This window comes from Streptomyces sp. VTCC 41912 (assembly GCF_045799175.1).
Lineage (GTDB): Bacteria > Actinomycetota > Actinomycetes > Streptomycetales > Streptomycetaceae > Streptomyces > Streptomyces albulus_C.
This window is the reverse complement of sequence record NZ_JBJMAB010000039.1, coordinates 24,088-45,720: the sequence shown is the minus strand read 5'-3', so window position 1 is coordinate 45,720 and position 21,633 is coordinate 24,088. Positions and strand designations below refer to the sequence as shown.

The following is a 21,633-nucleotide window of genomic DNA, read 5'->3' as shown; positions in this document are numbered from 1 at the left end:
ATGTTGCTGACCATCGACGTAGGCAACACGCACACCGTGCTGGGCCTGTTCGACGGCGACGAGATCGTCGAGCACTGGCGGATCTCCACCGACTCCCGGCGGACCGCCGACGAACTGGCCGTCCTGCTCCAGGGACTGATGGGCATGCACCCGCTGCTCGGGGACGACCTGGGCGACAACATCGAGGGCATCTCCATCTGCTCCACGGTCCCCTCGGTGCTCCACGAGCTGCGCGAGGTGACCCGCCGCTACTACGGGGACGTCCCGGCCGTCCTGGTGGAACCAGGCGTCAAGACGGGCGTGCCGATCCTCATGGACAACCCCAAGGAGGTCGGCGCGGACCGGATCATCAACGCGCTGGCCGCCGTCGAGCTGTACGGCGGCCCCGCGGTCGTCGTCGACTTCGGCACCGCGACCACCTTCGACGCGGTGAGCGCCCGCGGGGAGTACGTGGGCGGCGTGATCGCCCCCGGCATCGAGATCTCCGTGGACGCGCTGGGCGTCAAGGGCGCCCAGCTCCGCAAGATCGAGCTGGCCCGGCCGCGCAGCGTCATCGGCAAGAACACCGTCGAGGCGATGCAGTCCGGAATCCTCTACGGCTTCGCCGGCCAGGTGGACGGCGTGGTGCAGCGGATGGCCCGGGAACTGGCCGACGACCCCGACGACGTGACGGTGATCGCCACCGGCGGGCTGGCCCCGATGGTGCTCGGCGAGTCCTCGGTGATCGACGAGCACGAGCCCTGGCTCACCCTCATCGGCCTGCGGCTGGTGTACGAGCGCAACGTGGGCCGGCTGTAACCACGGCCCGCGGGCAGCAGGGGCGCGACCGGTGCCGTACTGGCGCGCCCGTGTGACGCGCGCCCCGCTGCCGCGCCACCGATCCAAATTAAGAGGCTTTTGTCCGGATTAGTCGTAAAGTCGCGGCATGCCAATGCCATACGGATCCCGCGGCGGCATGGCCTTCGGCGCCGATGAGTTGCGTGTTCTCCGTCGCGCCCTCGCCCATGCCCTCCAGACGACCTCCCGCGCCGCGCCCCTCGGCGTCCCCGCCCCCGACCGGTCGCAGGACGTCCAGGAATACCTCCGGCTGGCGGAGGCGGTGGACGAGGCGGTCCGCGAAGGCGCCCGCCTGCGCGCCTTCCTGCTCGCCGACCTCGCCCGCTACCGCGACGCCCTGCCCGGCGCCGCCACCGGCTACCTCGCGCGGCTCCAGGAGGTGCTGGCGGCCGGTCACGTCCCCGGCCCCGACGACCTCGCCGCGCTGCGCTCGCTGCTCACCCGGCCCGCCGTAGAGGCCGAGCGCAAACGCCGCAGCGCCCTCCTGCGGCACTGCGAGCGCCTGGCCGAGCAATCCGTACGGGCCCGGCTGCGCGCGCTGCCCGGCGGCCGCTCGGGCGCCTTTCCGGACGCCCCGGTGAACGGCCGCACCGGCGCCCGCCCGCGCCCTTCCGGTCTGGCCTCCCGCGGCGCCGCCGCCGGGACGGGCTCCGAGGCGGACCCGAAGCAGGACCCCCAACGGGAACCCCGGCCGGGGCCCCGCCGGGAGCCGCCCAAGCCCGGGCAGCGACCCGGGGAGCCCCGGCCCGACCGCCCGATCCCGACGCCGGGCGAGGTGTTCCCGCCCCGCCGCAAGCCGGTGCCGCCCCCGGAGACCCGCACCGCCTGAGCGCTGCGTACTCTGGCGGGGTACTCGTCGCGGGCTCATGCCCTGAAGGAGGCCCATGCCATGGATTACGTTGCCGCGTTGCTCCCGCCCGTAGTGATGGCCGTCGCCTTCACCTGCCTGATCGTCACGATGATCAAGAGCCAGGGCGGTCAGAACAAGTCGAAGGAGGACGCGGCCGTCGACGAGGCGTTCGCCCGCGCCGAGGCCGCCGGGCAGGAACCCAAGGCGTTCGGCGCCTGAACCGCCCCCATTTCCGGCGGATCACCCGCTCAGTACGGCCCGGGATTGACCGTCCCGGGCCGTACTTCCTTTTTCCGGACCAAACGCAACCAGATCAACCGGCATTCGCGACATCTCCCACTATTCTTCTTGTGTGCCGAGACGCTTGGGTGATCTGGAAGACGCGGTGATGACGCGGGTCTGGGAGTGGAACCGCCCGGTGACCGTTCGAGAAGTTCTGGAGGATCTCCAGAAGGAACGGTCGATCGCCTACACCACGGTCATGACCGTATTGGACAACCTGCATCAGAAGGGCTGGGTGCGCCGCGAAGCCGAAGGCCGCGCCTATCGATATGAGGCGGTCTCCACTCGCGCCGCCTACTCGGCCGCACTGATGAACGAAGCGTGGTCCGCCAGTGACAACCCCGCGGCCGCACTAGTGGCCTTCTTCGGCATGATGTCGCAGGAACAACGGCAAGCCCTCCGCGATGCCGTACGGATGGTGCAGGTCGACGATCGGCCGGTAGCCGCGGAAGAACAGCCAGCGGCCCCGGAACACTCCGGGGAACCGGCCCGGGAAGAAGAGCCGCAAGCCGCGGATGAAGCGCCGGCCGGCGAAGGAGTTGAACCCGGAGCGGAGCCCGGCGGCAAGGAGCGATAGCGTCCGGGCATGCCAGCGCATTCAAAAGGCCTCACCGTCCGCCGTGCCCGGACCAGCGATGTACCGGCGGTCCGCCGCCTCATCGACGCCTACTCGCGCGACGGGATCCTGCTCGACAAAGCCACCGTCACGCTTTACGAGGACATCCAGGAGTTCTGGGTGGCGGAGCGGGACGAGGACGGCGAGGTCGTCGGCTGCGGAGCACTGCACGTCATGTGGGAAGACCTGGCCGAGGTCCGCACCCTGGCGGTGGACCGGACGGAACGCGGCACCGGGGTCGGCCACCAGGTACTGGCCAAGCTGCTGGCCACCGCCCGCTGGCTGGGAGTGCGGCGAATTTTCTGCCTCACCTTCGAAGTCGACTTCTTCGCCAAGCACGGCTTCGTGGAGATCGGCGAGACACCCGTAGACGGGGATGTCTACAGCGAACTGCTGCGTTCCTATGACGAGGGCGTTGCCGAGTTCCTCGGGCTCGAACGAGTGAAGCCCAACACCCTGGGCAACAGCCGCATGCTTCTGCACCTGTGATCAGCGTTCTATGTCCGAATCGCTCCCCTATCTCATGGCTACGGAAGCATGCGTTCCCCGCTGCGTGGGCAAGTGAACCCTACCCAAGGGTTTGTGTTTTTCCCGGAAAAGCGGTTTGCTTTCCGTCGTAATCCGCATTCGATGAAAGGGAATCCTGGTGGCACAGAAGGTTCAGGTTCTTCTTGTCGACGACCTCGACGGTGGCGAGGCCAACGAGACCGTGACGTTCGCTCTCGACGGTAAGTCCTACGAGATCGACCTCTCCGACGCCAACGCCGACAAGCTTCGCGACTCGCTCGCCGACTTCGTGAAGGCCGGCCGCAAGACCGGTGGCCGTTCCGCTGGTCGCGGCAAGGCCCGCGCGGCTTCCGCCGGCTCCCCGGACACCGCGAAGATCCGCGCCTGGGCGAAGGAGAACGGCTACAACGTCAATGACCGCGGCCGTGTCCCCGCCGACATTCGCGAGGCATTCGAGAAGGCCAACGGCTGATCGCCGTACGCGCGATCCGATTGGCCATTACGAGCACGTACCAATCGGGCCCGGTGGCACTCCGTTGCCGCCGTGCTCACGAGCCGTACGAGGTCGGGGGCGCCCCCACCGTCCCCGATTCCCGCCCCGATCCCCGTGGTGGGCAGGGAATTCTCCGCCTCGTACCCAGGCCGGGGAGGCCGCACCCACCCCGCGGCCTCCCGCGGGCCACAGCCGCACGACGCACGGCCCCGTGAGGGCAGCGCCGGTGCCGGCATCCGCCCGCCGGCCCCGCGCGCGGTGAGATCCGCCGCCAGGGTGCCCCACTCCAGCCAGTCCAGGATCCCCGGGAGTTCCTCCGCGCCGCCGGCCGCGATGAGCAGGAGCAGTTTCGGTCGATCCTGTGCCGCCTTCCCGCCCCGTCCGGGCCGCAACAGTGCGACCGGGCCGGTCCGCGGCACCCGCCGCAGCACGGCGCCGCCCGCGTCGGCGGGCATCTCCAGGACGTCGAAGCGCACCCCCGTGAGCAGCTCCAGCGGCTCCGTGCCGGTGGTCGCCCAGCCCAGCTCGTCCTCGTACCACCGGCGGACGGCGGGGCGGGGGGAACGGGGTCGCGGAAGCGCGGGGGCCATGCCCGGTGCAACTGCCGACCCGGCGGAAGGTTACGTGGCGTACGCGAACGGTTGCGTTGCGTGTGCGTCTGAGGGGAGTGCGGAAGCATCCCGGGGTGCGCGGGTGTTCGCCCGTAGCGGAGGGAAAACGCCCACGCCGCATGGAGTGTCAGTGGCAGCGGGTAAGAAAGTCTCAGTGGGAAGGGACGCTGTGACCGGCGCGCTCGGCAGTTTGTTGCCAGTTTTGGTCGGCGGCGGACGGTGTGTCGGCGACGGGCGCGTTCGCCACGGGCGTAGTGGCGGCATGCGTATATGCCTGGCCTGCGGGAACATCGTCTCGCACCATCGAGTTGGAGCAGATGTCAGCTGTTCGGCAGTAAATTTCCCCGTCGGAGCGGGGTGATCCGGACGGGTGTCGGCAGTTGGAATGAGCTGTCCCGCCCTGCGGGACTAGCATGCGGAAGGACAGGGAGGGGACCGACCCCTAACTGCCTGACCGCTCTGAGGAGCGATTAACGATGTTCGAGAGGTTCACCGACCGTGCGCGGCGGGTTGTCGTCCTGGCTCAGGAAGAAGCCCGGATGCTCAACCACAACTACATCGGCACCGAACACATCCTCCTGGGTCTGATCCACGAGGGTGAGGGTGTCGCCGCTAAGGCCCTGGAGAGCCTCGGCATTTCGCTCGAGGCGGTCCGCCAGCAGGTGGAGGAGATCATCGGTCAGGGTCAGCAGGCCCCGTCCGGTCACATCCCCTTCACGCCCCGTGCCAAGAAGGTCCTGGAGCTGTCGCTCCGCGAGGCCCTCCAGCTCGGCCACAACTACATCGGCACCGAGCACATCCTGCTCGGCCTGATCCGCGAGGGCGAGGGCGTCGCCGCCCAGGTCCTCGTGAAGCTGGGCGCCGACCTGAACCGGGTGCGGCAGCAGGTCATCCAGCTGCTCTCCGGCTACCAGGGCAAGGAGGCCGCCACCGCCGGCGGTCCCGCCGAGGGCACGCCTTCGACCTCCCTCGTCCTGGACCAGTTCGGCCGCAACCTCACGCAGGCCGCCCGGGAGACCAAGCTCGACCCGGTCATCGGGCGCGAGAAGGAAATCGAGCGGGTCATGCAGGTGCTGTCCCGCCGCACCAAGAACAACCCGGTCCTCATCGGCGAGCCCGGCGTCGGCAAGACGGCGGTCGTCGAGGGCCTGGCGCAGGCCATCGTCAAGGGCGAGGTGCCCGAGACCCTCAAGGACAAGCACCTCTACACCCTCGACCTGGGTGCCCTGGTCGCCGGCTCCCGGTACCGCGGTGACTTCGAAGAGCGCCTGAAGAAGGTCCTCAAGGAGATCCGCACCCGCGGCGACATCATCCTGTTCATCGACGAGCTGCACACCCTGGTCGGCGCGGGCGCCGCCGAGGGCGCCATCGACGCGGCCAGCATCCTCAAGCCCATGCTGGCGCGTGGCGAGCTGCAGACCATCGGTGCGACGACGCTCGACGAGTACCGCAAGCACCTGGAGAAGGACGCGGCCCTGGAGCGCCGCTTCCAGCCGATCCAGGTCGCCGAGCCGTCGCTGCCGCACACCATCGAGATCCTCAAGGGCCTGCGGGACCGCTACGAGGCGCACCACCGCGTGTCCATCACGGACGCCGCCCTGGTCGCCGCGGCCACCCTCGCCGACCGCTACATCTCCGACCGCTTCCTGCCGGACAAGGCGATCGACCTGATCGACGAGGCCGGTTCCCGGATGCGCATCCGCCGGATGACCGCGCCGCCGGACCTGCGCGAGTTCGACGAGAAGATCGCCGACGTGCGCCGCGAGAAGGAGTCCGCGATCGACTCGCAGGACTTCGAGATGGCCGCCGGCCTGCGCGACAAGGAGAAGCAGCTCCTGGCCGCGAAGGCGAAGCGGGAGAAGGAGTGGAAGGCCGGCGACATGGACGTCGTCGCCGAGGTCGACGAGGAGCTGATCGCCGAGGTCCTCGCCACGGCGACGGGCATCCCGGTCTTCAAGCTCACCGAGGAGGAGTCCTCGCGGCTCCTGCGGATGGAAGACGAGCTGCACAAGCGCGTCATCGGCCAGAAGGACGCCATCAAGGCGCTCTCCCAGGCGATCCGCCGCACCCGTGCCGGCCTGAAGGACCCCAAGCGTCCCGGTGGCTCGTTCATCTTCGCCGGTCCGTCCGGTGTCGGTAAGACCGAGCTGTCCAAGACGCTCGCCGAGTTCCTCTTCGGCGACGAGGACGCGCTGATCTCCCTCGACATGTCGGAGTTCAGCGAGAAGCACACGGTCTCGCGGCTCTTCGGTTCGCCCCCCGGCTACGTGGGCTACGAAGAGGGCGGCCAGCTGACCGAGAAGGTGCGGCGCAAGCCGTTCTCGGTGGTCCTCTTCGACGAGGTCGAGAAGGCCCACCCGGACATCTTCAACTCGCTGCTGCAGATCCTGGAGGACGGTCGTCTGACCGACTCCCAGGGCCGGGTCGTGGACTTCAAGAACACGGTCATCATCATGACCACCAACCTCGGCACCCGGGACATCTCCAAGGGCTTCAACCTGGGCTTCGCCGCCCAGGGCGACGTCAAGACCGGCTACGAGCGGATGAAGGCCAAGGTCAACGAGGAGCTCAAGCAGCACTTCCGGCCCGAGTTCCTCAACCGTGTCGATGACACCGTCGTCTTCCACCAGCTCACCGAGGAAGACATCATCCAGATCGTCGACCTCATGATCAACAAGGTGGACGAGCGGCTCAAGGACCGCGACATGGGCATCGAGCTCAGCAGCGAGGCCAAGTCGCTGCTGGCCAAGCGCGGGTACGACCCGGTGCTCGGCGCCCGTCCGCTGCGCCGCACGATCCAGCGCGAGATCGAGGACGCCCTCTCGGAGAAGATCCTCTTCAGCGAGCTGCGTCCGGGCCACATCGTGGTCGTCGACGTGGAGGGTGAGGGCGAGTCCGCCAAGTTCACCTTCCGCGGCGAGGAGAAGTCGGCGGTGCCGAGCGCCCCGCCGGTGGAATCCGCAACGGGTGGCTCCGGCCCCAACCTGAGCAAGGACGCGTAGTTCTCACCTGAGACACCCAAGCCGCCCCGGCACCGTTCGATCGACGGTTCCGGGGCGGCTTTGTGTTGCCCGGATTCCTTTTACGTGCGGGGGCGGGGGAAGAGGGTGAGGTTGATGTGGGGCGGGATGGCGAAGCCGGGGCTTGGGGCGACGTAGGAGAGGTCAAGGTCCCGGAGGGCAGGGAGGGCGGCTATGGGGGAGAGGTCGACCTGGCCGCCGATCAGGCCGTAGAGCTGGAGCTTGCGGACGCCGGGGAAAGCCGGGAGAGCGGTGCGCAGCAGTGCGCCGAATTCCGCGGCGGGGCGGCGTCCCATGTTGAGGAGACTGAGGGTTTCCACCTGGGGAAGCTCCTGGTCAGGAGCGATACGAAGGGCGGTCTCCCCCTCTGCCAGGCCGAAGGAGAAGAACTTCAGGTCGGGGAGGCTGGCGAGGGTGCGCCATTTCTCCTCGGTGAATTCGTTCGTGAGGCGTTGTAGTTGAAGGTTGCGCAGTGGCCAGGACGCGAGGCGAGCGAAGTCCGGGCGAATGCGTTGACCCAGGGTGAGGAACCGCAACGGGGCATGCAGGGGGAAAGCGTTCAAGCCCTCCGGTGGGGGCGGCACGAGGAGGGACAGGGAATGCAGGTGAGTGAGGCCGTCGAGTCCGCGTGGGGTGCGTACGACGCTGACGTCCCCGCTGATGCCTAGCGAGTCCAGGCGTAGGTCCCTGAGCGGGACGAGGCTTTCCACAGCGGGGCAGTCCCGGAGGAAGAGTGATGTCAGCGCGGGGAAGTCCCTGAGGAACGCGAGATCGCTGATCTCCGGGTTGTTGGTGAGCGTGAGATGGGTGAGCTGGGCCAGGTGCAGGCTGTCGCGAAGTTCCTGGGCCGTGAAAGAGCCGTTCACGGTCGTGCGGGGACGGCCACCGAGGGCTTTCAGGGCACGTAGTTCGGTAGTGCTGCTGACGGTGACGGTCACGTCTGTACCGATGTGCTGGATGATCTCCTCGGCATAGCGGCTGGCTTCGAATGCGGACCAGTGAGTGCCCAGACGATTCCGGACATTGAAGTCGGGGTGGCTGCGAAAGAGCTTGATGCATTCCAGTGCCGCGTCGGAACCGATGGCTGCGGCGGTGGCCACCACCTCTTGCGCCTCGTCGTTCTCCAGGCCGTCCGGGCCGGGGAGGAGTTCCAGGACGATCGGCCCAACCTGTGCGAGCAGAGTCGACTCGCCATGGGTGCGAGGCGGCAAGATCTCTCGTACGCGGACGTTGACCTCCTCACGCACGCCAGGGTCCAGCTCCGTCGCATGCTCCAGGCATGCCATGGCCAGCACATGGACGTGCAGGCGCGCACCTGGTTCTTTGATTCCGTCACCCTTGGCAATCAACTCCCTTAGGAATTCAGCCCGTTCGCGTGGCCGGGCATGGGCGACCGCCATCCGAATCACGTCCTCCCACTGGGAGTCCGTGGCGTGCTGCAGCAGCAGGCCGAAGTCTCCCTCCTCCACGGCGGCCTTGGCGCCCAGGTAGTCCTGGAAGGTGCGGTGGACGAAGTCGACGGTGTCGGGGGCCGGTTCGCGCAGGAGGCCGCTGCGGTGGAGGAGGTGGCGGAAGACGGCCGGGGCGTCGCCCTGGGCGGCGGCGACCGGGACGGCGGGGAGGGCGTCGGCGACGAGGCGTTCGGCGCGGTCGCGGTCGAGTTCGGTGCGGCCGTTGCGGATCAGCCAGTAGGCGAGGCGTTGGAGGAGCTGGATCTGGGGCTCGTCGGCGAGTTCGACGCCGTCCGGGCCGCGCATGTCGCGTTCCCGGTCGCGGCGGGAGAGCAGCATGGCGAGGGCGGCGTCGTAGAGCTCCTTGCGGCCGTGTGGGAGGTAGCCGCGGCGGTCGCGGTGCAGGGCGCAGATCAGGCCGCACATCAGGGGGTTGGTGGCGAGGCGGCCGAGGTCCGGTTTGGTGCGGACGGCGGTCAGGAGCGACTGCTCGTAGGTGGCGAGGAGGTCGGGCGCATCGGGGTCGGGGGCGGCGGCGCGGTGCCAGCGGGCGATGAAGGCGGCGACCTCGGTGCGGCTCATGGGGGAGAGGGTCAGTTCGTCGAAGCCGTCGGGGGTGAGCCAGTCGTCGCGGACCGCGGAGGGGCGGGTGGTGACCAGCCAGAGGTTGCCGGGGAAGGCGTCGAGGAGGTCGCGCAGCCAACTGCGGGTGGCGCGGCGTTCGCGTTCGGGGATCTCGTCGAGGCCGTCGATCAGGAGGAGGGCGCGGCCGGCGGCGAGGACGCGGTGGGCCCAGCCGTCGGGTTGGGCGCCGGTCACCGGGCAGCCGACGGCGGTCAGGAAGCCGTCCGGGGTGGGGAGGGCGGCGCCGGCGCGGGTGAGGGTGCGTAACGGGAGGACGAAGGGGACGCGGCCGTAGAGGTGGGGGAGGGCGCTCTCGCCGACGGGTTTGGTGCAGGAGACGGCCAGCCACTGGACGAGGGTGCTCTTGCCGGAGCCGGCGACGCCGCGCAGCAGGACCCGGGGGCGGCCGGCCAGTGCCTGGTCGGCGGGGACGGCGGTGCGGGGCGGGAGGTCGTCGAAGGGGGCTTCCGCGAGGCTCGGGCCGGTGGCCTCCAGGCTCATGTACGCGGCGTCCAGGGGCCAGCGGTCCGGTGAGTTGTGCAGGTCGATGCCGTAGATGGTGAGTCGGCCGTGCTTGTGGGCGAGGTGGGAGAGGTACGTCCGCTCGAAGGTGACGTCGCCGGTCGGGGGTGCCGGGTGCCGTTCGGCGAACTCGTCGACGCGCGTGATCAGGGCTTCCAGGCTGCGGCTCTGCTGGACCAGCGTGCGGGCGACGAACGTCGAGCGCTGGCTGAAGAAGTGGACGATGTGCAGGCAGGCGGTGCCCACGAGGGTCTGGTGGAGGAGGGCGGCGTCCCGGGAGAGTCCGTGGGCCGCCTGTGGGACTGCGGCCGTGAGGCGCTCCGCCAGCGCGGTGGAGCCGAGGGCGACGGCCTGGACGTCGTCCATGTCGAGGGTGCCGAGGCCGGCGAGGGTGGTGGCGAGGGCGTCGGCGACGGCCGTCTCCTCGTCCTCGGGGATCGGGTGCTCACCGGGACCGGTGGACCGTACGGCGCGCCGGACCAGTTCCGCGGCCAGTTTGTGCAGGTCCTTGTCGGTGAGGGTGCGCCGCTCGCCCTTGAAGGAGACGAGGGCGGAGATGCGGACGGGGGCGTCGACGAGGCCGGCGCCCGGGCCCTCCTGGACGAAGAGTTTCTTGACGAGCGGTGCGACGATGCCGGACGCGAGCCGGGCGCCCAGTGCTGACGGGTCCATGTGCGGTCCGTTCCCCCCTGGCCGGTACTGCCTGTGGTGTTGTCCGGATCAGGTTAGGGGGGTCGGCGGGGGCCGGTCAGGCGTTTTCCGATTTCCCCGGGCCGGTGGATCGGTAATTACGTAACGCGGGTCACAGCTTTTCTCGTAACGCGGGTCACATTGCCTCTCGGAATTGTGTAGCGCGGGTCACTCGGCGGCTCTTTGTCCCCGTGACATGGCGCACAGGGATTTGGGTCCTACTAGGGGGAGTAGGGGAATTGCGGGGGGTGGGTGGCGTGCCGGGTGAGCGCTCAAATGTGCAGGTGGGGGCGGGTTTGGTGGGTGTTGGGGGGCGGGTTCGCGACGGCTCCTGATCGCGGTCGCTATTACGGGTCCCGGTAGTAGAAAGGGGGCCTTGGCGTCAGGGCGGAGGCGGGTTACCAAGGAATGGCGATCCCGGACCGCAGCCGGGAAAACCCATTCACTTCTCCCTGGAGGAAAAACCCGCATGTCGAAGTTTGCCGCGATACGCAATTCCAAGAACTCCACCAAGGCCGGCAAGTCCGCGCTGCGTCACCGGGTGGCCCTCGTGGCCGCCGGCGCCGGCATCACCGCCGCACTGGGTGCCGGTGTCGCCACCGCCGCCGACAGCGGGCTGCTGCACCTGACCGCGGGCGCCGGCAAGACCGTCGCCGCGCAGGCCGACGCGCAGGCCAAGGCCGCCACGGACGCGAAGGCGGCCGCGGCGAAGGCCAAGGTGGACGCGGCGAAGAAGGCCAACGCCTGGGTGAAGCCGGTCGAGAACTACGTGCTCGGCGAGCCCTTCGGCATCCCCGGTAGCCACTGGGCCCACAAGCACAGCGGTCAGGACTTCGTCGTGCCGACCGGCACTCAGGTCCACGCCGTCCACGCGGGCACGGTCGTCAAGGCCGGCCCGAACGGCGGCGGCGACGGTCCGGCCTACGGCAACGCGATCGTGATCAAGCACGCCGACGGCATGTACACCCAGTACGCGCACCTGTCACAGATCCAGGTCCAGGTGGGTCAGCAGGTCTCCACCGGCCAGCAGATCGGCCTGTCCGGCAGCACCGGCAACTCCACCGGCCCGCACCTGCACTTCGAGGTCCGCACCGGCCCCAACTACGGGTCGGGCATCGAGCCGACCGGATTCCTGCGGGCTCACGGCGACGCCGTCTGAGCTGAATCCGGCCGGGCTGGCCGGCGGCCCGGCGGGTTCGCCGCCGTGACCAGTTCTGTGGCGACCCTGAGGACGGCTTCGCGCTTGTCCTCGGGGTCGCCCTCCATTTCCTGCATCGCGAACATCCCCGCGTGCATGGTGAACAGCGCCGTGAGGCAGCGCACCTGGTCCACCAGCTCGGCGTCGTCCTCCTTGAGCAGCCCGTAGAGCGTCAGCATCCGCTCCTTGAAGCGCAGCCCGATGGTCAGGTCACGGACGGTGGCCTGATTTTCCTGCATGAAACGGAAAAGGGCCTCGGCGGACCGCAGCGACTCGTGGTAGCGGCGGATCACTTCCTGCTTGGTCTCCAAGGTGCGCGGCTGCTCCTGCGCCCAGGCGATCAGCTCGTCGACGGGTCGTCCCAGGTCCTCGAAGAGGCTGATGACGATGTCTTCCTTGGTCTTGAAGTGGTAGTAGAGCGCGGCCTTGGTGACGTCGAGCCGCTCGGCGATCTCCCGCAGCGAGGTCTTCTCGTAGCCGTGTTCGGAGAACAGCTCCAGGGCGACGTCCTGGATGCGCTGGCGGGTGTTCCCCCGGCGCGGCTGTGATGCGCTGCTCATGCTGCTCTCCTGCGTGACGGCGGTGTCGGTGCGGGGCGGGCGCGGCCCGTTCCTCCAGCAATCATCTGCTGCCCCGCTGGTCACGGACCTACCCACCCCGACGCCAAGAAACTTACTTGACGCCCGGCTAGTAGCTCTCCTATCTTGCACTGTACAGAACTAGCCGGGCGGCAAGTAAGTAAGAAACGATGGGGAAGTGATGGGGATGTCGCGGAAAGCGACCCCAGCGGGGGAAATACAGGAGCCGGCGCAGGACAAGGGCAAACAGCCCGCCAGCGTCCGGATGGTGCTCTTCGCACTGATGATCGCGATGCTCCTCGCGATGCTGGACAACATGATCGTCGGCACCGCGATGCCGACGATCGTGGGTGAACTGGGCGGGCTGGAGCACCTGTCCTGGGTCGTCACGGCCTACACGCTGGCCACCGCGGCGTCCACGCCGATCTGGGGCAAGCTCGGCGACATGTACGGCCGGAAGGGCGTCTTCCTGACGTCCATCGTGATCTTCCTGATCGGTTCCGCGCTGTCCGGCATGGCCCAGGACATGGGCCAGCTGATCGGCTTCCGCGCCGTGCAGGGCCTCGGCGCCGGCGGTCTGATGGTGGGCGTCATGGCCATCATCGGCGACCTGATCCCGCCGCGGGAGCGCGGCAAGTACCAGGGCATGATGGCCGGCGTCATGGCCGTCGCGATGATCGGCGGACCGCTGGTCGGCGGCACCATCACCGACCACCTCGGTTGGCGCTGGAGCTTCTACATCAACCTGCCGCTCGGCGCGATCGCGCTGATCATGGTCACCGCGGTGCTGCACCTGCCGAAGAAGCGGTCCGCGACCCGGATCGACTACGCCGGCGCGGCCCTGCTGACCATCGGCATCACCTCGCTGGTGCTGCTCACCACCTGGGGCGGCACCGAGTACGCGTGGCTGTCGCAGCAGATCGTGGGCCTGGGCGTGCTGGCCGTCGTCGCGCTCGTCGCCTTCGTCCTGGTCGAGCGCAAGGTCAGCGACCCGGTCCTGCCGCTGCGGATCTTCCGGAACGGCAACTTCTCGCTGGTCACGGTCATCGGCTTCCTGGTCGGCTTCGTGATGTTCGGCTCGATGACCTTCCTGCCGCTGTTCCAGCAGACCGTGCAGGGCGCCTCGGCCACCAACTCCGGCCTGCTGCTCCTGCCGATGCTGCTGGCGATGATGGTGGTCTCGCTGATCGCGGGCCGGGTCACCACCCAGTCCGGCAGGTACAAGATCTTCGTGACCGGCGGCGCCGGGCTGATCACGGTGGGCCTGGTGCTGCTGTCCCTGATGGGCGTCGGCACCACGCGCCTGACCTCGGGCCTCTACATGGCGGTGCTCGGCGCCGGCATGGGCTTCCTGATGCAGACCACGATGCTGATCGCGCAGAACAGCGTCGAGATGAAGGACATGGGCGTCGGCTCCTCGTCGGCCACCCTGTTCCGGACCATCGGCGGCTCGTTCGGCGTCGCGATCATGGGCGCGCTCTTCACCACCCAGGTGAAGGACACCATGATCGAGAAGCTCGGTGCCGCGGCCGGCGCGAAGATGACCGGCGGCGGCGCCCAGATGGACCCGAAGACGCTGCCGAGCCTGCCGGCGCCGGTGAAGGACGCGTACGCGCACGCGGTGTCCTCCGGCACGCACCAGGTGTTCCTGTGGGGCGCGATCATCAGCGTCATCGGCTTCGTCGCGGCGTGGTTCCTCAAGGAGGTCCCGCTGCGGGGCGGCCCGTCCGCCAAGCCGGACGAGGCTGACGCCTCGGTCGAGCGGCCGGTGGTCGTCGAGGCCGTCTGAGCCACACGAGTCGGCGAACGGCCCCTGGTGCACGAGTGGTTACGTGCACCAGGGGCCGTTCTCGTGCTCAGGCGCCGGTCAACTGCCCGCTCTTGACGGCCCCGACGAACGCCGACCAGCCGCCCGCCGGAAACACGAGCGCCGGCCCGAACGGGTCCTTGCTGTCACGGACGGGGACGAGACCGGGGAGGGCGGCGTCGGCGACCTCGATGCAGTCGCCGCCGTCGCCGTTGCTGTAGGTGCTCTTGCGCCAGGTGGCAGACGTGAGGAAATCGTCCGAGACCTCCACGCAGTTCGCGCCGTCGGGGTTGCTGTAGGTGCTCTTGCGCCAAGTGGCAGTGCTCAGGTCAATCCTGTTGCTGCGCGTCATCTCGATAGCCCCTTGCCGCTTCTTCGATCATGGCTAGGGACGCCTCAGGCGGCAGTGCGGCGGCCCTGAGCAGATCGTACGACTTCCGATAGGTCGTCACGAGCGGTGGGAAGTCGATGGTCTGGCCGGTGAATTCACCCTCGACGTAGACCAGTGGCGGTGCATCGGAGAAAGTCATGACCTTGGCGTGGCCCTGCATCAGCGGGTGCGTGGTGGTCGACGCCGGGAGGATCTGCAGAACGCTCTGTGTCGATCGGACCAGGCCGAGGATGTGGTCGAGTTGCTCGGCCATCTCCGCCGATGCGAGCACCGGCCTGCGGATCAAGTCCTCGCGGAGGATCGCCCAGTAGTAGGGGCGCTCCGCCTGCTTCCACACTTCGGCGCGCGCCATTCGGGCGCGGACCTTCTGCTGGACTTCTGCCGGATCTCCCCAAGGCTTGGCCGTCTCGTACAGCTTCCGCATGTACGCCTTGGTCTGCATCAGCCCGGGGAGGACGAACGGAGCCCAGTCCTCGATCGTCGTAGCCTGCTTCTCCAGGTCGGGGATGTCCGCGAAGTACGAGGGATGCCCGGACCGGCGCGCCTTGGCCGCGTCTTCACAACGGCGTTGGAAGAAACCGTCCGTGTTGAGCTTCTGGTCGACGTGGATCGCCAGGTCCATGGGCATGCCGCGTTCACCGCGTTCGATCTGGCTGAGGAGGGAGATGCCGCGGAAGGCCCCCTCGGCTAGCTGCTCAAGGGTGAGACCGGCTTTCTCCCTGCGGTAGCGCAGCTCGGCGCCGTAGAAGCTCTGCACATTCGCGGAGGGGTCGGGGTCTTTTCGAGGGGGCATAACTCACCGCCACTACTTGCTGGTTGCCCGTGCGCAACGCGTTTCCCTTCCAAAAGTACGACGCCCGACGTCACGCTGTGAGCGTTTCGTCACAATGCGCACAGGAAGGTGAACGGCCATGGATGACGTGCAGGAATGCGTCGAGGGGCTGCGGTCAGCGTTGGAGGCCAACGGGGTCACGTTGCCCTCGCTGGGCGTCGATCTGCCCTCGTTCGCGGGGACGTACCCGCCCCCGCTGGTCGCGCTGGGCAACTGCAACACGGCCACGGCGCGGCAGTTGGCCGAGGTGCTGCACAAGGCGGCCGGGCAGTGATGACGGTCCGGTTGCTCGCCGTGCCGAAGGAGGTGCCGTTGCTGCGGCGGGCGGTGCGGGCGCACCTCGGCGCGGGGGCGTCCAGCGAGGTCGAGCTCTGCGTCAGCGAGTTGGTCGGGAACGTGATCCGGCACGTCGGGGAGGGCACGCCCGTCACCGTGCACGTCGGGCGGACCGGGGACGGGCGGACGCGCGTCGAGGTGACCGATCCGGACCCGCGCGCCCTGCCCGTGCTGCTGCGGGCCGCCGTCGACGACGAGAACGGGCGCGGGATAGCGCTGCTGGACGCCGTCGCGCTGCGGTGGGGCGTGCGGCAGGGGGCGGCGGGCAAGACGGTCTGGTGCGAGGTGGCCGCGGAGCCGGCGACGCCGTAGGGCGCGGGCCGCTCGGGCCCGTCAGCGGTCCGGGAGTTGGATCACCGGGAAGCTGCCGGTGGCGGTCGGCGCGTTCTCCGGGAGCCAGAGGACCGAGACGGCGCCGGTCGAGCCGTCCGTCAGCTCGTCGGCGTTGCGGAAGGTGAGGCGGGCGCCCAGGACGCGGGCCTGGCCGACCGCGATGGTCAGGCCGAGGCCGTGGCCGACGCCGGCCCGGTCGCTGCTGCCGGTGCGGAAGCGGCTGGGGCCCTCGCGGAGCAGGGCCTCCGGGAAGCCGGTGCCGTGGTCGCGGACCCGGATGACGCGGCCCTCGACGGTGACCTCGATGGGCGGCTTGCCGTGCCGGGAGGCGTTGGCGATCAGGTTGCCGAGGATGCGTTCGAGGCGGCGGGGGTCGGTGGAGACCTCGGCGTCGCGCAGCACCTCGACACTGACGCCGGCGTCGAGGGTGCGGACCCGGCGCGTGACGAACTCGCCCAGGGCGACGTCCTGGAGTTCGGCGCGCTCGGCGTGGCCGTCCAGGCGGGCCACCTCCAGGACGTCCTCGACGAGGGTGCGCATGGCCTGGGCCCGGTCGCGGACCAGTTCGGAGGGGCGGCCGGGGGGCAGGAGTTCGGCGGCGGTCAGCAGGCCCGTCACCGGGGTGCGGAGTTCGTGCGCGATGTCGGCGGTCACCCGTCGTTCGGCCTCGATGCGCTGCTGGAGCGCGTCGGACATGGCGTCCACGGCCCAGGCCAGGTCGTCGGTCTCGTCGTGGACCCGGCCGCCGCCGACCTCGTCGCGGATCCGGACGGAGGTGTCGCCCTCGGCGAGCTTGCCGGCCGCCGCGGCGGCCTTCCGCAGCCGCTTGGAGAGCCGGCCGCCGACCAGGACGCCCAGGGCGCAGCCGCCGACGACGACGGCCGTGGAGCCGATCAGCAGCGCCTGGTCGAGGTCGTCGAGGACGGCGAAGCGGTCGGGGAAGCGGTCGTGGAGGGAGAGCACGCGGCCGTTGCCGAGGGGGGAGGCCGCCCACACCTCGGGGGCGGTCTCGCCGGTGTCCTCCAGGAAGGTGGCCCGTTCGCCCTCGTTGACCTCCTTGCGGAGGGCCTTGGGCAGCGCCGGGTCGTCGATCTTCGCGCCGAACTGGAGGCGGTTGGTGGACTCGAAGATCTTCTGCGTGAAGTTGAGGCGCTCGATCTGGACGTCGCGGCTGTTGTCGAGCATGGAGACGCGCGCGGCGTTGTGCACGACAAGGCTCAACGCCACGGCGACCAGCGCTCCGACGAGCGCGATCGCGGCGCTGAGTTTCCATCTGAGGCCCGTTCGCAGGGCCAGCCTGACCACCGGAGGTGTCAGCCTCTCAGCTTGTATCCGAAGCCGCGGACCGTCTCGATCCGGTCCTGGCCGATCTTGCCGCGCAGGCGTTGGACGTGGACGTCGACGACGCGGGTGTCGCCGCCCCAGCCGTAGTCCCACACCCGCTCCAGCAGCCGGTCGCGGGACAGGACGGTGTTCGGCGCGGTGGAGAACTCCAGCAGCAGCCGCATCTCGGTCGGGGTGAGCGCGACCGTCTCGCCGCCCTTGCGGACCTCCATGCCCTCCGTGTCGACCTCCAGGTCGCCGAAGCGCAGCACGGCCTCGGCGAGGCCGGCGGCGTCCGCCGCGCCGGTGCCCGCGCGGTCGTCCGGGCCGCTTGCGTGGCCGAAGCGGCGCAGCACGGCGCGGATCCGGGCGACCAGCACGGCACCGTCGAACGGCTTGGTGACGTAGTCGTCGGCGCCGGCCTCCAGGCCGAGCACCACGTCGATCGAGTCGGCGCGCGCCGACAGCATGATCACGGGGACCGTGGACTCGTCGCGGATGCGGCGGCACAGGCTGACGCCGTCGAGCCCGGGGACCATCACGTCGAGCAGGGCGATGTCGGGGCGGTCGGCGCGGAACGCCTCCAGGCCCGCCAGCCCGTCGGGCATGGCGGTGACCACGAATCCGTCGCGCTCCAGCGCGAGTTGGGTGGCCTCGCGGATGACGTCGTCGTCCTCGACGAAGAGGACGTGGGTGTCGGCCATGCGGTTGTCAGCCCTCCGCTCCCGTGGTGCCGACGACGGGGCCGGCGGTGTCGTCCGGGGTGTCGTCGACGGTGGTCTTGCTGTAATCGGTGTGGTACCGGTCGTACTCGGTGAAGTGGTCGTTCGCCCAGCGGTACGTCATGACATCTTCCCCCGAGGGGCAGCACACCTTGTCGCCGGTGTCGTAGGTCTGGCGGGAGACCTCCAGCTCGCCCTTGTCCACGCCGGCGTAGACCGACGGCTGCTCGTTCGCGTACACGTTGTCATACCCGTCCGCGGAGCCGGGCCGCTCGCGGTAGACGTACGCGCCGAGACCGACGGAATCCGCGCAGGTCATGACGTTGACGATGACGTCGGGGGACTTGCTGCCGGTCAGTGAGGCGTAGGTCACCTCTATCGGGTACTCGTTCGCCGCGCACGGCTTGGCGACGGCGCGCTTCACGTCGGCGCTGACCTTCGGGTCGGCGGCGAGCAGCTTGACCGCGTTGACCTTCTTGTAGTGCGTGCTGGGCGCGGGCGCCGGCGCGGCGCTCACCGCGCCCCGGGGTGCGGGAGTGTTGCTGGCGGTGCCTTCCTTGCGGATGCCCTCGCCACCGGGATTGCAGCCGGCCAGCAAAAGGCCGACGGCGGCCACCCCCGCAGTGGCCGCGCCGCCCTTGGTCAAGCTGCTTCTGGTCAGGCTTCTGGTCAGCCTGTTTCTGGACAATCCGCTCCCGCTCACCGTGCCGCTCGCACAGCCGCCGTTCCTGTTGCCACCGGGTGCCCGGCCGCCGGTCTCCCTGAGATTGTCGCGCGCCAAGCTGTGAGGCGGGCTGTGGGCTTGGTTACGTCACCGGCCGTGCCGCCGGGCCTGCTTCCCGTCGCGCGGCGGGGCGCGGTCCGCTCGCGCGGCGCGCCGTCGGCCGCCCGGACCGGTGCGCGGCCGCTCAGGCCGCGCAACGCTCCTGCTCCCCGCGCTCCAGGATCCGCGCGTCTATGTCGCGGTTCTCCAGCTCCTGGCGGAGCCGGGCGAGGGCGCGGTGCAGGGTGCTCTTGACGGTGCCGGTGGACATGCCGAGCGCCGCCGCGGTCTCCTCGGTGCTCATCTGCTCCCAGTGGCGCAGCACGACGACGCTGCGCTGCTTGGGGGCGAGCACGCCGAGGATGTCCATCAGCAGGGCGCGGTCGGCGCGCTGCTCGGAGCCGTCGTCGACGCTGGCGTCCGGGAGCTGCTCGGTGGGCACCTCTTCGAGCTTGCGGGCGCGCCACCACTCGGTCCGGGTGTTGATCATGACGCGGCGGAGGTAGGCGTCCGCCAGCGACTTGTCCGCGATGCCGTCCCAGCGGCCGTAGGTGCGGACCAGGGCCGTCTGGAGGAGGTCCTGGGCGTCGACGGGATCCGGCACCAGGCGCCGGGCGCTGCGCAGCAGGGCATCCTGCCGGGTCCGCACGTACTCTTCAAAGTCCAGTACCTTGCCGCCGCTGGTCGCCATCCCGACGCCTCCGATCCGCTTTCGTTTCCCCGCGTTGTCCGTGCCGGCGGTCATCTCCAGCACGAGAAAGACGCTACGGAGGGGGTGTTGCGACGTAATGTGCGTCGGCCACTCAACGAGTGCACGGAAAACCGTCGGTTGTGTAACAGCCCGCTGAGGGTCATACCTCGGACGGACGGGGGCCGGAACGGCGTCATACTCGCGGCGGATGAGAGGCCCCCACCAGGGGGGACGAAGGTCCCGAGCGCGACTCATGAGGCGCTTGCGACCACCCGCGAGGGACAGAACCCGCCATATCGGGACGCTATTCAGTCAGTTCCATGGGCGAGCGGTTTGCGACGGTGCCCCGTCGCCCCCCTACCGGTGGCCCCACGCCTACGGGCGCGGCCCCAAAGGGGTCCGCGCCCGTAGAAGACGAGGAAAACGGCGGCGACGTCACATGACGGGACCGTGACGTAGCCGACGCCGGCCGAGGGGAACGCTCACGAGTGCGGCAGCCGGTAGCGGCCGCCGCCCAGCGGCTCCACCAGACCGTCCGACACCAGCCCGTCCAGTGCGCGGGCCCGCTGCACCGGCTCGTCCCACACCGCGTCCAGGGCGCCCTGCGGCACCGGCGCCACCGCCTCCCGCAGGACCGCGAGCAACTTGCCGCGCACCTGGCGGTCGGTCCCGGCGTACGCCTGGGTGCGGCGCGGCGGCCCCTCGTGGGCCGGCGACCCGGCCTGCCGCCAGGCGCACTGCGCGACGATCGGGCAGCGGTGGCACTCGGGGCCGCGCGCGGTGCACACCAGCGCGCCCAGCTCCATGGTGGCCGCCGCCCAGCGCGCCGCGAGGTCCTCGTCCCCGGGCAGCAGGGCGCGGGCGAGCTTGCGCTCGGCGGCGGTGGTGGCGTTCGGCGGGTACTGGCGGCCGGTGACGGCACGGGCGAAGACCCGGCGGACGTTGGTGTCGAGCACCGCGTGCCGCTGCCCGTAGGCGAAGGAGGCGACGGCCGCCGCGGTGTACTCGCCGACGCCGGGCAGCGCCAGCAGCTGGGCGTGTTCACGGGGGACGTCGCCGCCGTGGCGCTCCTGTATGGCGGAGGCCGCGGCGTGCAGGCGCAACGCGCGCCGCGGGTAGCCGAGCCGGCCCCAGGCGCGCACCGCCTCGCCGGGCGGCTCCGCGGCGAGGTCGGCCGGCCGCGGCCAGCGGGCCAGCCACTGCTCGTACACCGGCAGCACCCGGCTGACCGGCGTCTGCTGGAGCATGAACTCGCTCACCATCACGCCCCAGGCGCCCGCCTCGGGGCGGCGCCAGGGCAGGTCGCGGGCGTGCTCGGCGAACCAGTCGGTGACCGGGCCGTGCAGCCCGGTCCCGTCCGTGGCCTCCGCGGCCGATGCGGCGGCGGAGGCGTTCTCGGCGGCGGGGGTCAGGGCACTGGGAATGGCATGCGTGGAAGTCATGGCACTGCCGATCCTGGCACGCCCGCCCGCCCCCGAGAAACGCACCGGCCCCGCCCCGCCGCGCGCCCACCCACTCGCAGGAAGGGCGACCGGTACCGGGCCGGGCTCCGCGGGGCCGCGCCGGGCGTCGGGCGGCGGGCCGGTGCGGCCGGGACGGCGGGGGCGTACGAGGATGCGGGCATGGAGGAGACGAGCGGTACCCAGGACGCCGGCGGCCCCACGGAAGGGGCCGCCCGAGCGGGCTGCCCGGACGGCATCCGACGGGCACTGGCCGAGCACACCACCGTGACGCTGGCCTACGCGGACGAGGACGGGCCGCAGGCGTGCGCGGTCCTCTACGCCGCCGGCACGACCCCCGACGGGGCGCCGGCGCTGTACTTCGTCACCGCGGCGCACACCCGGCACGGCCGGGCCCTGGGCCGGCCCGGCGCCCGGGCGGCGTTCACGGTGCAGCGGGACGGCCAGGAGTGGAGCGGACTGAGAGGGGTTCAGGGGCGCGGCGGCTGCCGCCCGTTGAACGGCGCCGAGCGGGACGCCGGCTGGCGCACCTACACCGCGCGCTTCCCCTTCGTCGCCGCCGACGACCGGCTGCGCGCGGCCCTGGAGCGGACCGCGCTGTGGGAGCTGCGCCCGGACTGGCTGCGGCTGATCGACAACGCGCAGGGTTTTGGCCACAAGGAGGAGTGGGGGGCGTAGTACCCCTCGCGGGGGGGG

The 21,633-nt window shown here is 70.1% G+C and carries 23 protein-coding genes; 13 read left to right on the top strand and 10 right to left on the bottom strand.

From position 1 onward, the window contains the following. The 6 genes from ACJ6WD_RS34395 (at window position 1) to ACJ6WD_RS34370 (ending at window position 3,564) form a co-directional block, all read left to right on the top strand. Entirely contained in the window at window positions 1-798 is a 798-nt protein-coding gene (locus ACJ6WD_RS34395) for a type III pantothenate kinase (protein WP_016576922.1), read from the top strand. Window positions 799-955: 157 nt separating this feature from the next. Then, window positions 956-1,666: a hypothetical protein gene (locus ACJ6WD_RS34390; RefSeq protein ID WP_407617206.1), complete on the top strand. Its 711-nt coding sequence runs from the start codon at window positions 956-958 to the stop codon at window positions 1,664-1,666. 60 nt (window positions 1,667-1,726) lie between these two features. Then, the gene (locus tag ACJ6WD_RS34385) at window positions 1,727-1,906 is read left to right on the top strand and encodes a hypothetical protein (RefSeq protein WP_016576533.1); all 180 of its coding nucleotides are present in this window, start codon (window positions 1,727-1,729) and stop codon (window positions 1,904-1,906) included. A 169-nt stretch (window positions 1,907-2,075) separates the two neighbouring features. Then, window positions 2,076-2,546 carry a BlaI/MecI/CopY family transcriptional regulator gene (locus ACJ6WD_RS34380; protein ID WP_233661455.1) on the top strand — a complete coding sequence of 157 codons (471 nt, stop codon included), beginning with the start codon at window positions 2,076-2,078 and terminating at the stop codon, window positions 2,544-2,546. Between the two features lie 9 nt (window positions 2,547-2,555). Next, window positions 2,556-3,074 carry an amino-acid N-acetyltransferase gene (locus tag ACJ6WD_RS34375; RefSeq protein WP_016576535.1) on the top strand — a complete coding sequence of 173 codons (519 nt, stop codon included), beginning with the start codon at window positions 2,556-2,558 and terminating at the stop codon, window positions 3,072-3,074. A gap of 157 nt (window positions 3,075-3,231) precedes the next feature. Continuing rightward, on the top strand, window positions 3,232-3,564 hold the full coding sequence (locus tag ACJ6WD_RS34370) for an Lsr2 family protein (RefSeq protein ID WP_016576536.1): 333 nt from the start codon (window positions 3,232-3,234) through the stop codon (window positions 3,562-3,564). Here ACJ6WD_RS34370 and ACJ6WD_RS34365 read toward each other — a convergent pair. Next, complete coding sequence (locus ACJ6WD_RS34365; protein ID WP_233661428.1) at window positions 3,495-4,175, bottom strand: SCO3374 family protein; 681 nt, start codon at window positions 4,173-4,175, stop codon at window positions 3,495-3,497. The two genes, ACJ6WD_RS34370 and ACJ6WD_RS34365, sit on opposite strands and share 70 nt — an antisense overlap. 497 nt (window positions 4,176-4,672) lie before the next feature. On the opposite strand from ACJ6WD_RS34365, the gene ACJ6WD_RS34360 reads away from it, so the two are divergent. Then, window positions 4,673-7,198, top strand: a complete 2,526-nt coding sequence (locus ACJ6WD_RS34360; RefSeq protein ID WP_016576565.1) for an ATP-dependent Clp protease ATP-binding subunit — start codon at window positions 4,673-4,675, stop codon at window positions 7,196-7,198. An 80-nt stretch (window positions 7,199-7,278) separates the two neighbouring features. Here the strand turns inward: ACJ6WD_RS34360 and ACJ6WD_RS34355 are convergent, their stop codons facing one another. Continuing rightward, window positions 7,279-10,485: an NACHT domain-containing protein gene (locus ACJ6WD_RS34355; protein WP_407617197.1), complete on the bottom strand. Its 3,207-nt coding sequence runs from the start codon at window positions 10,483-10,485 to the stop codon at window positions 7,279-7,281. Window positions 10,486-10,972: 487 nt separating this feature from the next. On the opposite strand from ACJ6WD_RS34355, the gene ACJ6WD_RS34350 reads away from it, so the two are divergent. Then, a complete protein-coding gene (locus tag ACJ6WD_RS34350) occupies window positions 10,973-11,662 on the top strand; it encodes a M23 family metallopeptidase (protein WP_233661430.1) in 690 nt (229 codons plus the stop codon). On the opposite strand, the gene ACJ6WD_RS34345 is transcribed toward ACJ6WD_RS34350, so the two are convergent. Continuing rightward, complete coding sequence (locus tag ACJ6WD_RS34345) at window positions 11,644-12,261, bottom strand: TetR/AcrR family transcriptional regulator (protein ID WP_233661431.1); 618 nt, start codon at window positions 12,259-12,261, stop codon at window positions 11,644-11,646. The two genes, ACJ6WD_RS34350 and ACJ6WD_RS34345, sit on opposite strands and share 19 nt — an antisense overlap. A gap of 199 nt (window positions 12,262-12,460) precedes the next feature. Between ACJ6WD_RS34345 and ACJ6WD_RS34340 the strand changes: the two genes are divergently transcribed. Next, window positions 12,461-14,068, top strand: coding sequence for an MDR family MFS transporter (locus tag ACJ6WD_RS34340; protein ID WP_078487261.1), 1,608 nt, complete (start codon window positions 12,461-12,463; stop codon window positions 14,066-14,068). Between the two features lie 67 nt (window positions 14,069-14,135). On the opposite strand, the gene ACJ6WD_RS34335 is transcribed toward ACJ6WD_RS34340, so the two are convergent. Together ACJ6WD_RS34335 and ACJ6WD_RS34330 are read right to left on the bottom strand one after the other, a co-directional pair. Beyond that, a complete protein-coding gene (locus ACJ6WD_RS34335; protein WP_331249165.1) occupies window positions 14,136-14,438 on the bottom strand; it encodes a DUF397 domain-containing protein in 303 nt (100 codons plus the stop codon). Continuing rightward, window positions 14,416-15,270, bottom strand: a complete 855-nt coding sequence (locus ACJ6WD_RS34330; RefSeq protein WP_407617196.1) for a helix-turn-helix domain-containing protein — start codon at window positions 15,268-15,270, stop codon at window positions 14,416-14,418. The genes ACJ6WD_RS34335 and ACJ6WD_RS34330 overlap by 23 nt, the downstream gene beginning before the upstream one ends. Before the next feature lie 118 nt (window positions 15,271-15,388). Between ACJ6WD_RS34330 and ACJ6WD_RS34325 the strand changes: the two genes are divergently transcribed. Together ACJ6WD_RS34325 and ACJ6WD_RS34320 are read left to right on the top strand one after the other, a co-directional pair. After that, window positions 15,389-15,583, top strand: a complete 195-nt coding sequence (locus ACJ6WD_RS34325) for a hypothetical protein (protein ID WP_407617195.1) — start codon at window positions 15,389-15,391, stop codon at window positions 15,581-15,583. Then, entirely contained in the window at window positions 15,583-15,957 is a 375-nt protein-coding gene (locus ACJ6WD_RS34320) for an ATP-binding protein (RefSeq protein WP_020930215.1), read from the top strand. The genes ACJ6WD_RS34325 and ACJ6WD_RS34320 overlap by 1 nt, the downstream gene beginning before the upstream one ends. 21 nt (window positions 15,958-15,978) lie before the next feature. On the opposite strand, the gene cseC is transcribed toward ACJ6WD_RS34320, so the two are convergent. Genes cseC through ACJ6WD_RS34305 form a run of 3 tightly spaced genes read right to left on the bottom strand, consistent with a single transcriptional unit; the run spans window position 15,979 to window position 18,669 of the window. Next, window positions 15,979-17,283 carry a two-component system sensor histidine kinase CseC gene (gene cseC / locus ACJ6WD_RS34315; protein ID WP_016571737.1) on the bottom strand — a complete coding sequence of 435 codons (1,305 nt, stop codon included), beginning with the start codon at window positions 17,281-17,283 and terminating at the stop codon, window positions 15,979-15,981. 8 nt (window positions 17,284-17,291) lie between these two features. After that, window positions 17,292-18,005, bottom strand: coding sequence for a two-component system response regulator CseB (gene cseB, locus ACJ6WD_RS34310; protein ID WP_016571738.1), 714 nt, complete (start codon window positions 18,003-18,005; stop codon window positions 17,292-17,294). Between the two features lie 7 nt (window positions 18,006-18,012). Continuing rightward, window positions 18,013-18,669, bottom strand: a complete 657-nt coding sequence (locus ACJ6WD_RS34305) for a hypothetical protein (RefSeq protein WP_016571739.1) — start codon at window positions 18,667-18,669, stop codon at window positions 18,013-18,015. On the opposite strand from ACJ6WD_RS34305, the gene ACJ6WD_RS34300 reads away from it, so the two are divergent. Next, the gene (locus ACJ6WD_RS34300) at window positions 18,662-18,811 is read left to right on the top strand and encodes a hypothetical protein (RefSeq protein WP_157846776.1); all 150 of its coding nucleotides are present in this window, start codon (window positions 18,662-18,664) and stop codon (window positions 18,809-18,811) included. The genes ACJ6WD_RS34305 and ACJ6WD_RS34300 overlap by 8 nt on opposite strands. Window positions 18,812-18,931: 120 nt before the next feature. Here ACJ6WD_RS34300 and ACJ6WD_RS34295 read toward each other — a convergent pair whose 3' ends face one another. After that, entirely contained in the window at window positions 18,932-19,477 is a 546-nt protein-coding gene (locus ACJ6WD_RS34295) for a SigE family RNA polymerase sigma factor (protein ID WP_037634527.1), read from the bottom strand. 482 nt (window positions 19,478-19,959) lie between these two features. Beyond that, window positions 19,960-20,919, bottom strand: coding sequence for an A/G-specific adenine glycosylase (locus ACJ6WD_RS34290; protein WP_016571741.1), 960 nt, complete (start codon window positions 20,917-20,919; stop codon window positions 19,960-19,962). Window positions 20,920-21,099: 180 nt separating this feature from the next. On the opposite strand from ACJ6WD_RS34290, the gene ACJ6WD_RS34285 reads away from it, so the two are divergent. Beyond that, window positions 21,100-21,615 carry a pyridoxamine 5'-phosphate oxidase family protein gene (locus ACJ6WD_RS34285; RefSeq protein WP_376555682.1) on the top strand — a complete coding sequence of 172 codons (516 nt, stop codon included), beginning with the start codon at window positions 21,100-21,102 and terminating at the stop codon, window positions 21,613-21,615. Window positions 21,616-21,633: the final 18 nt, after the last annotated feature.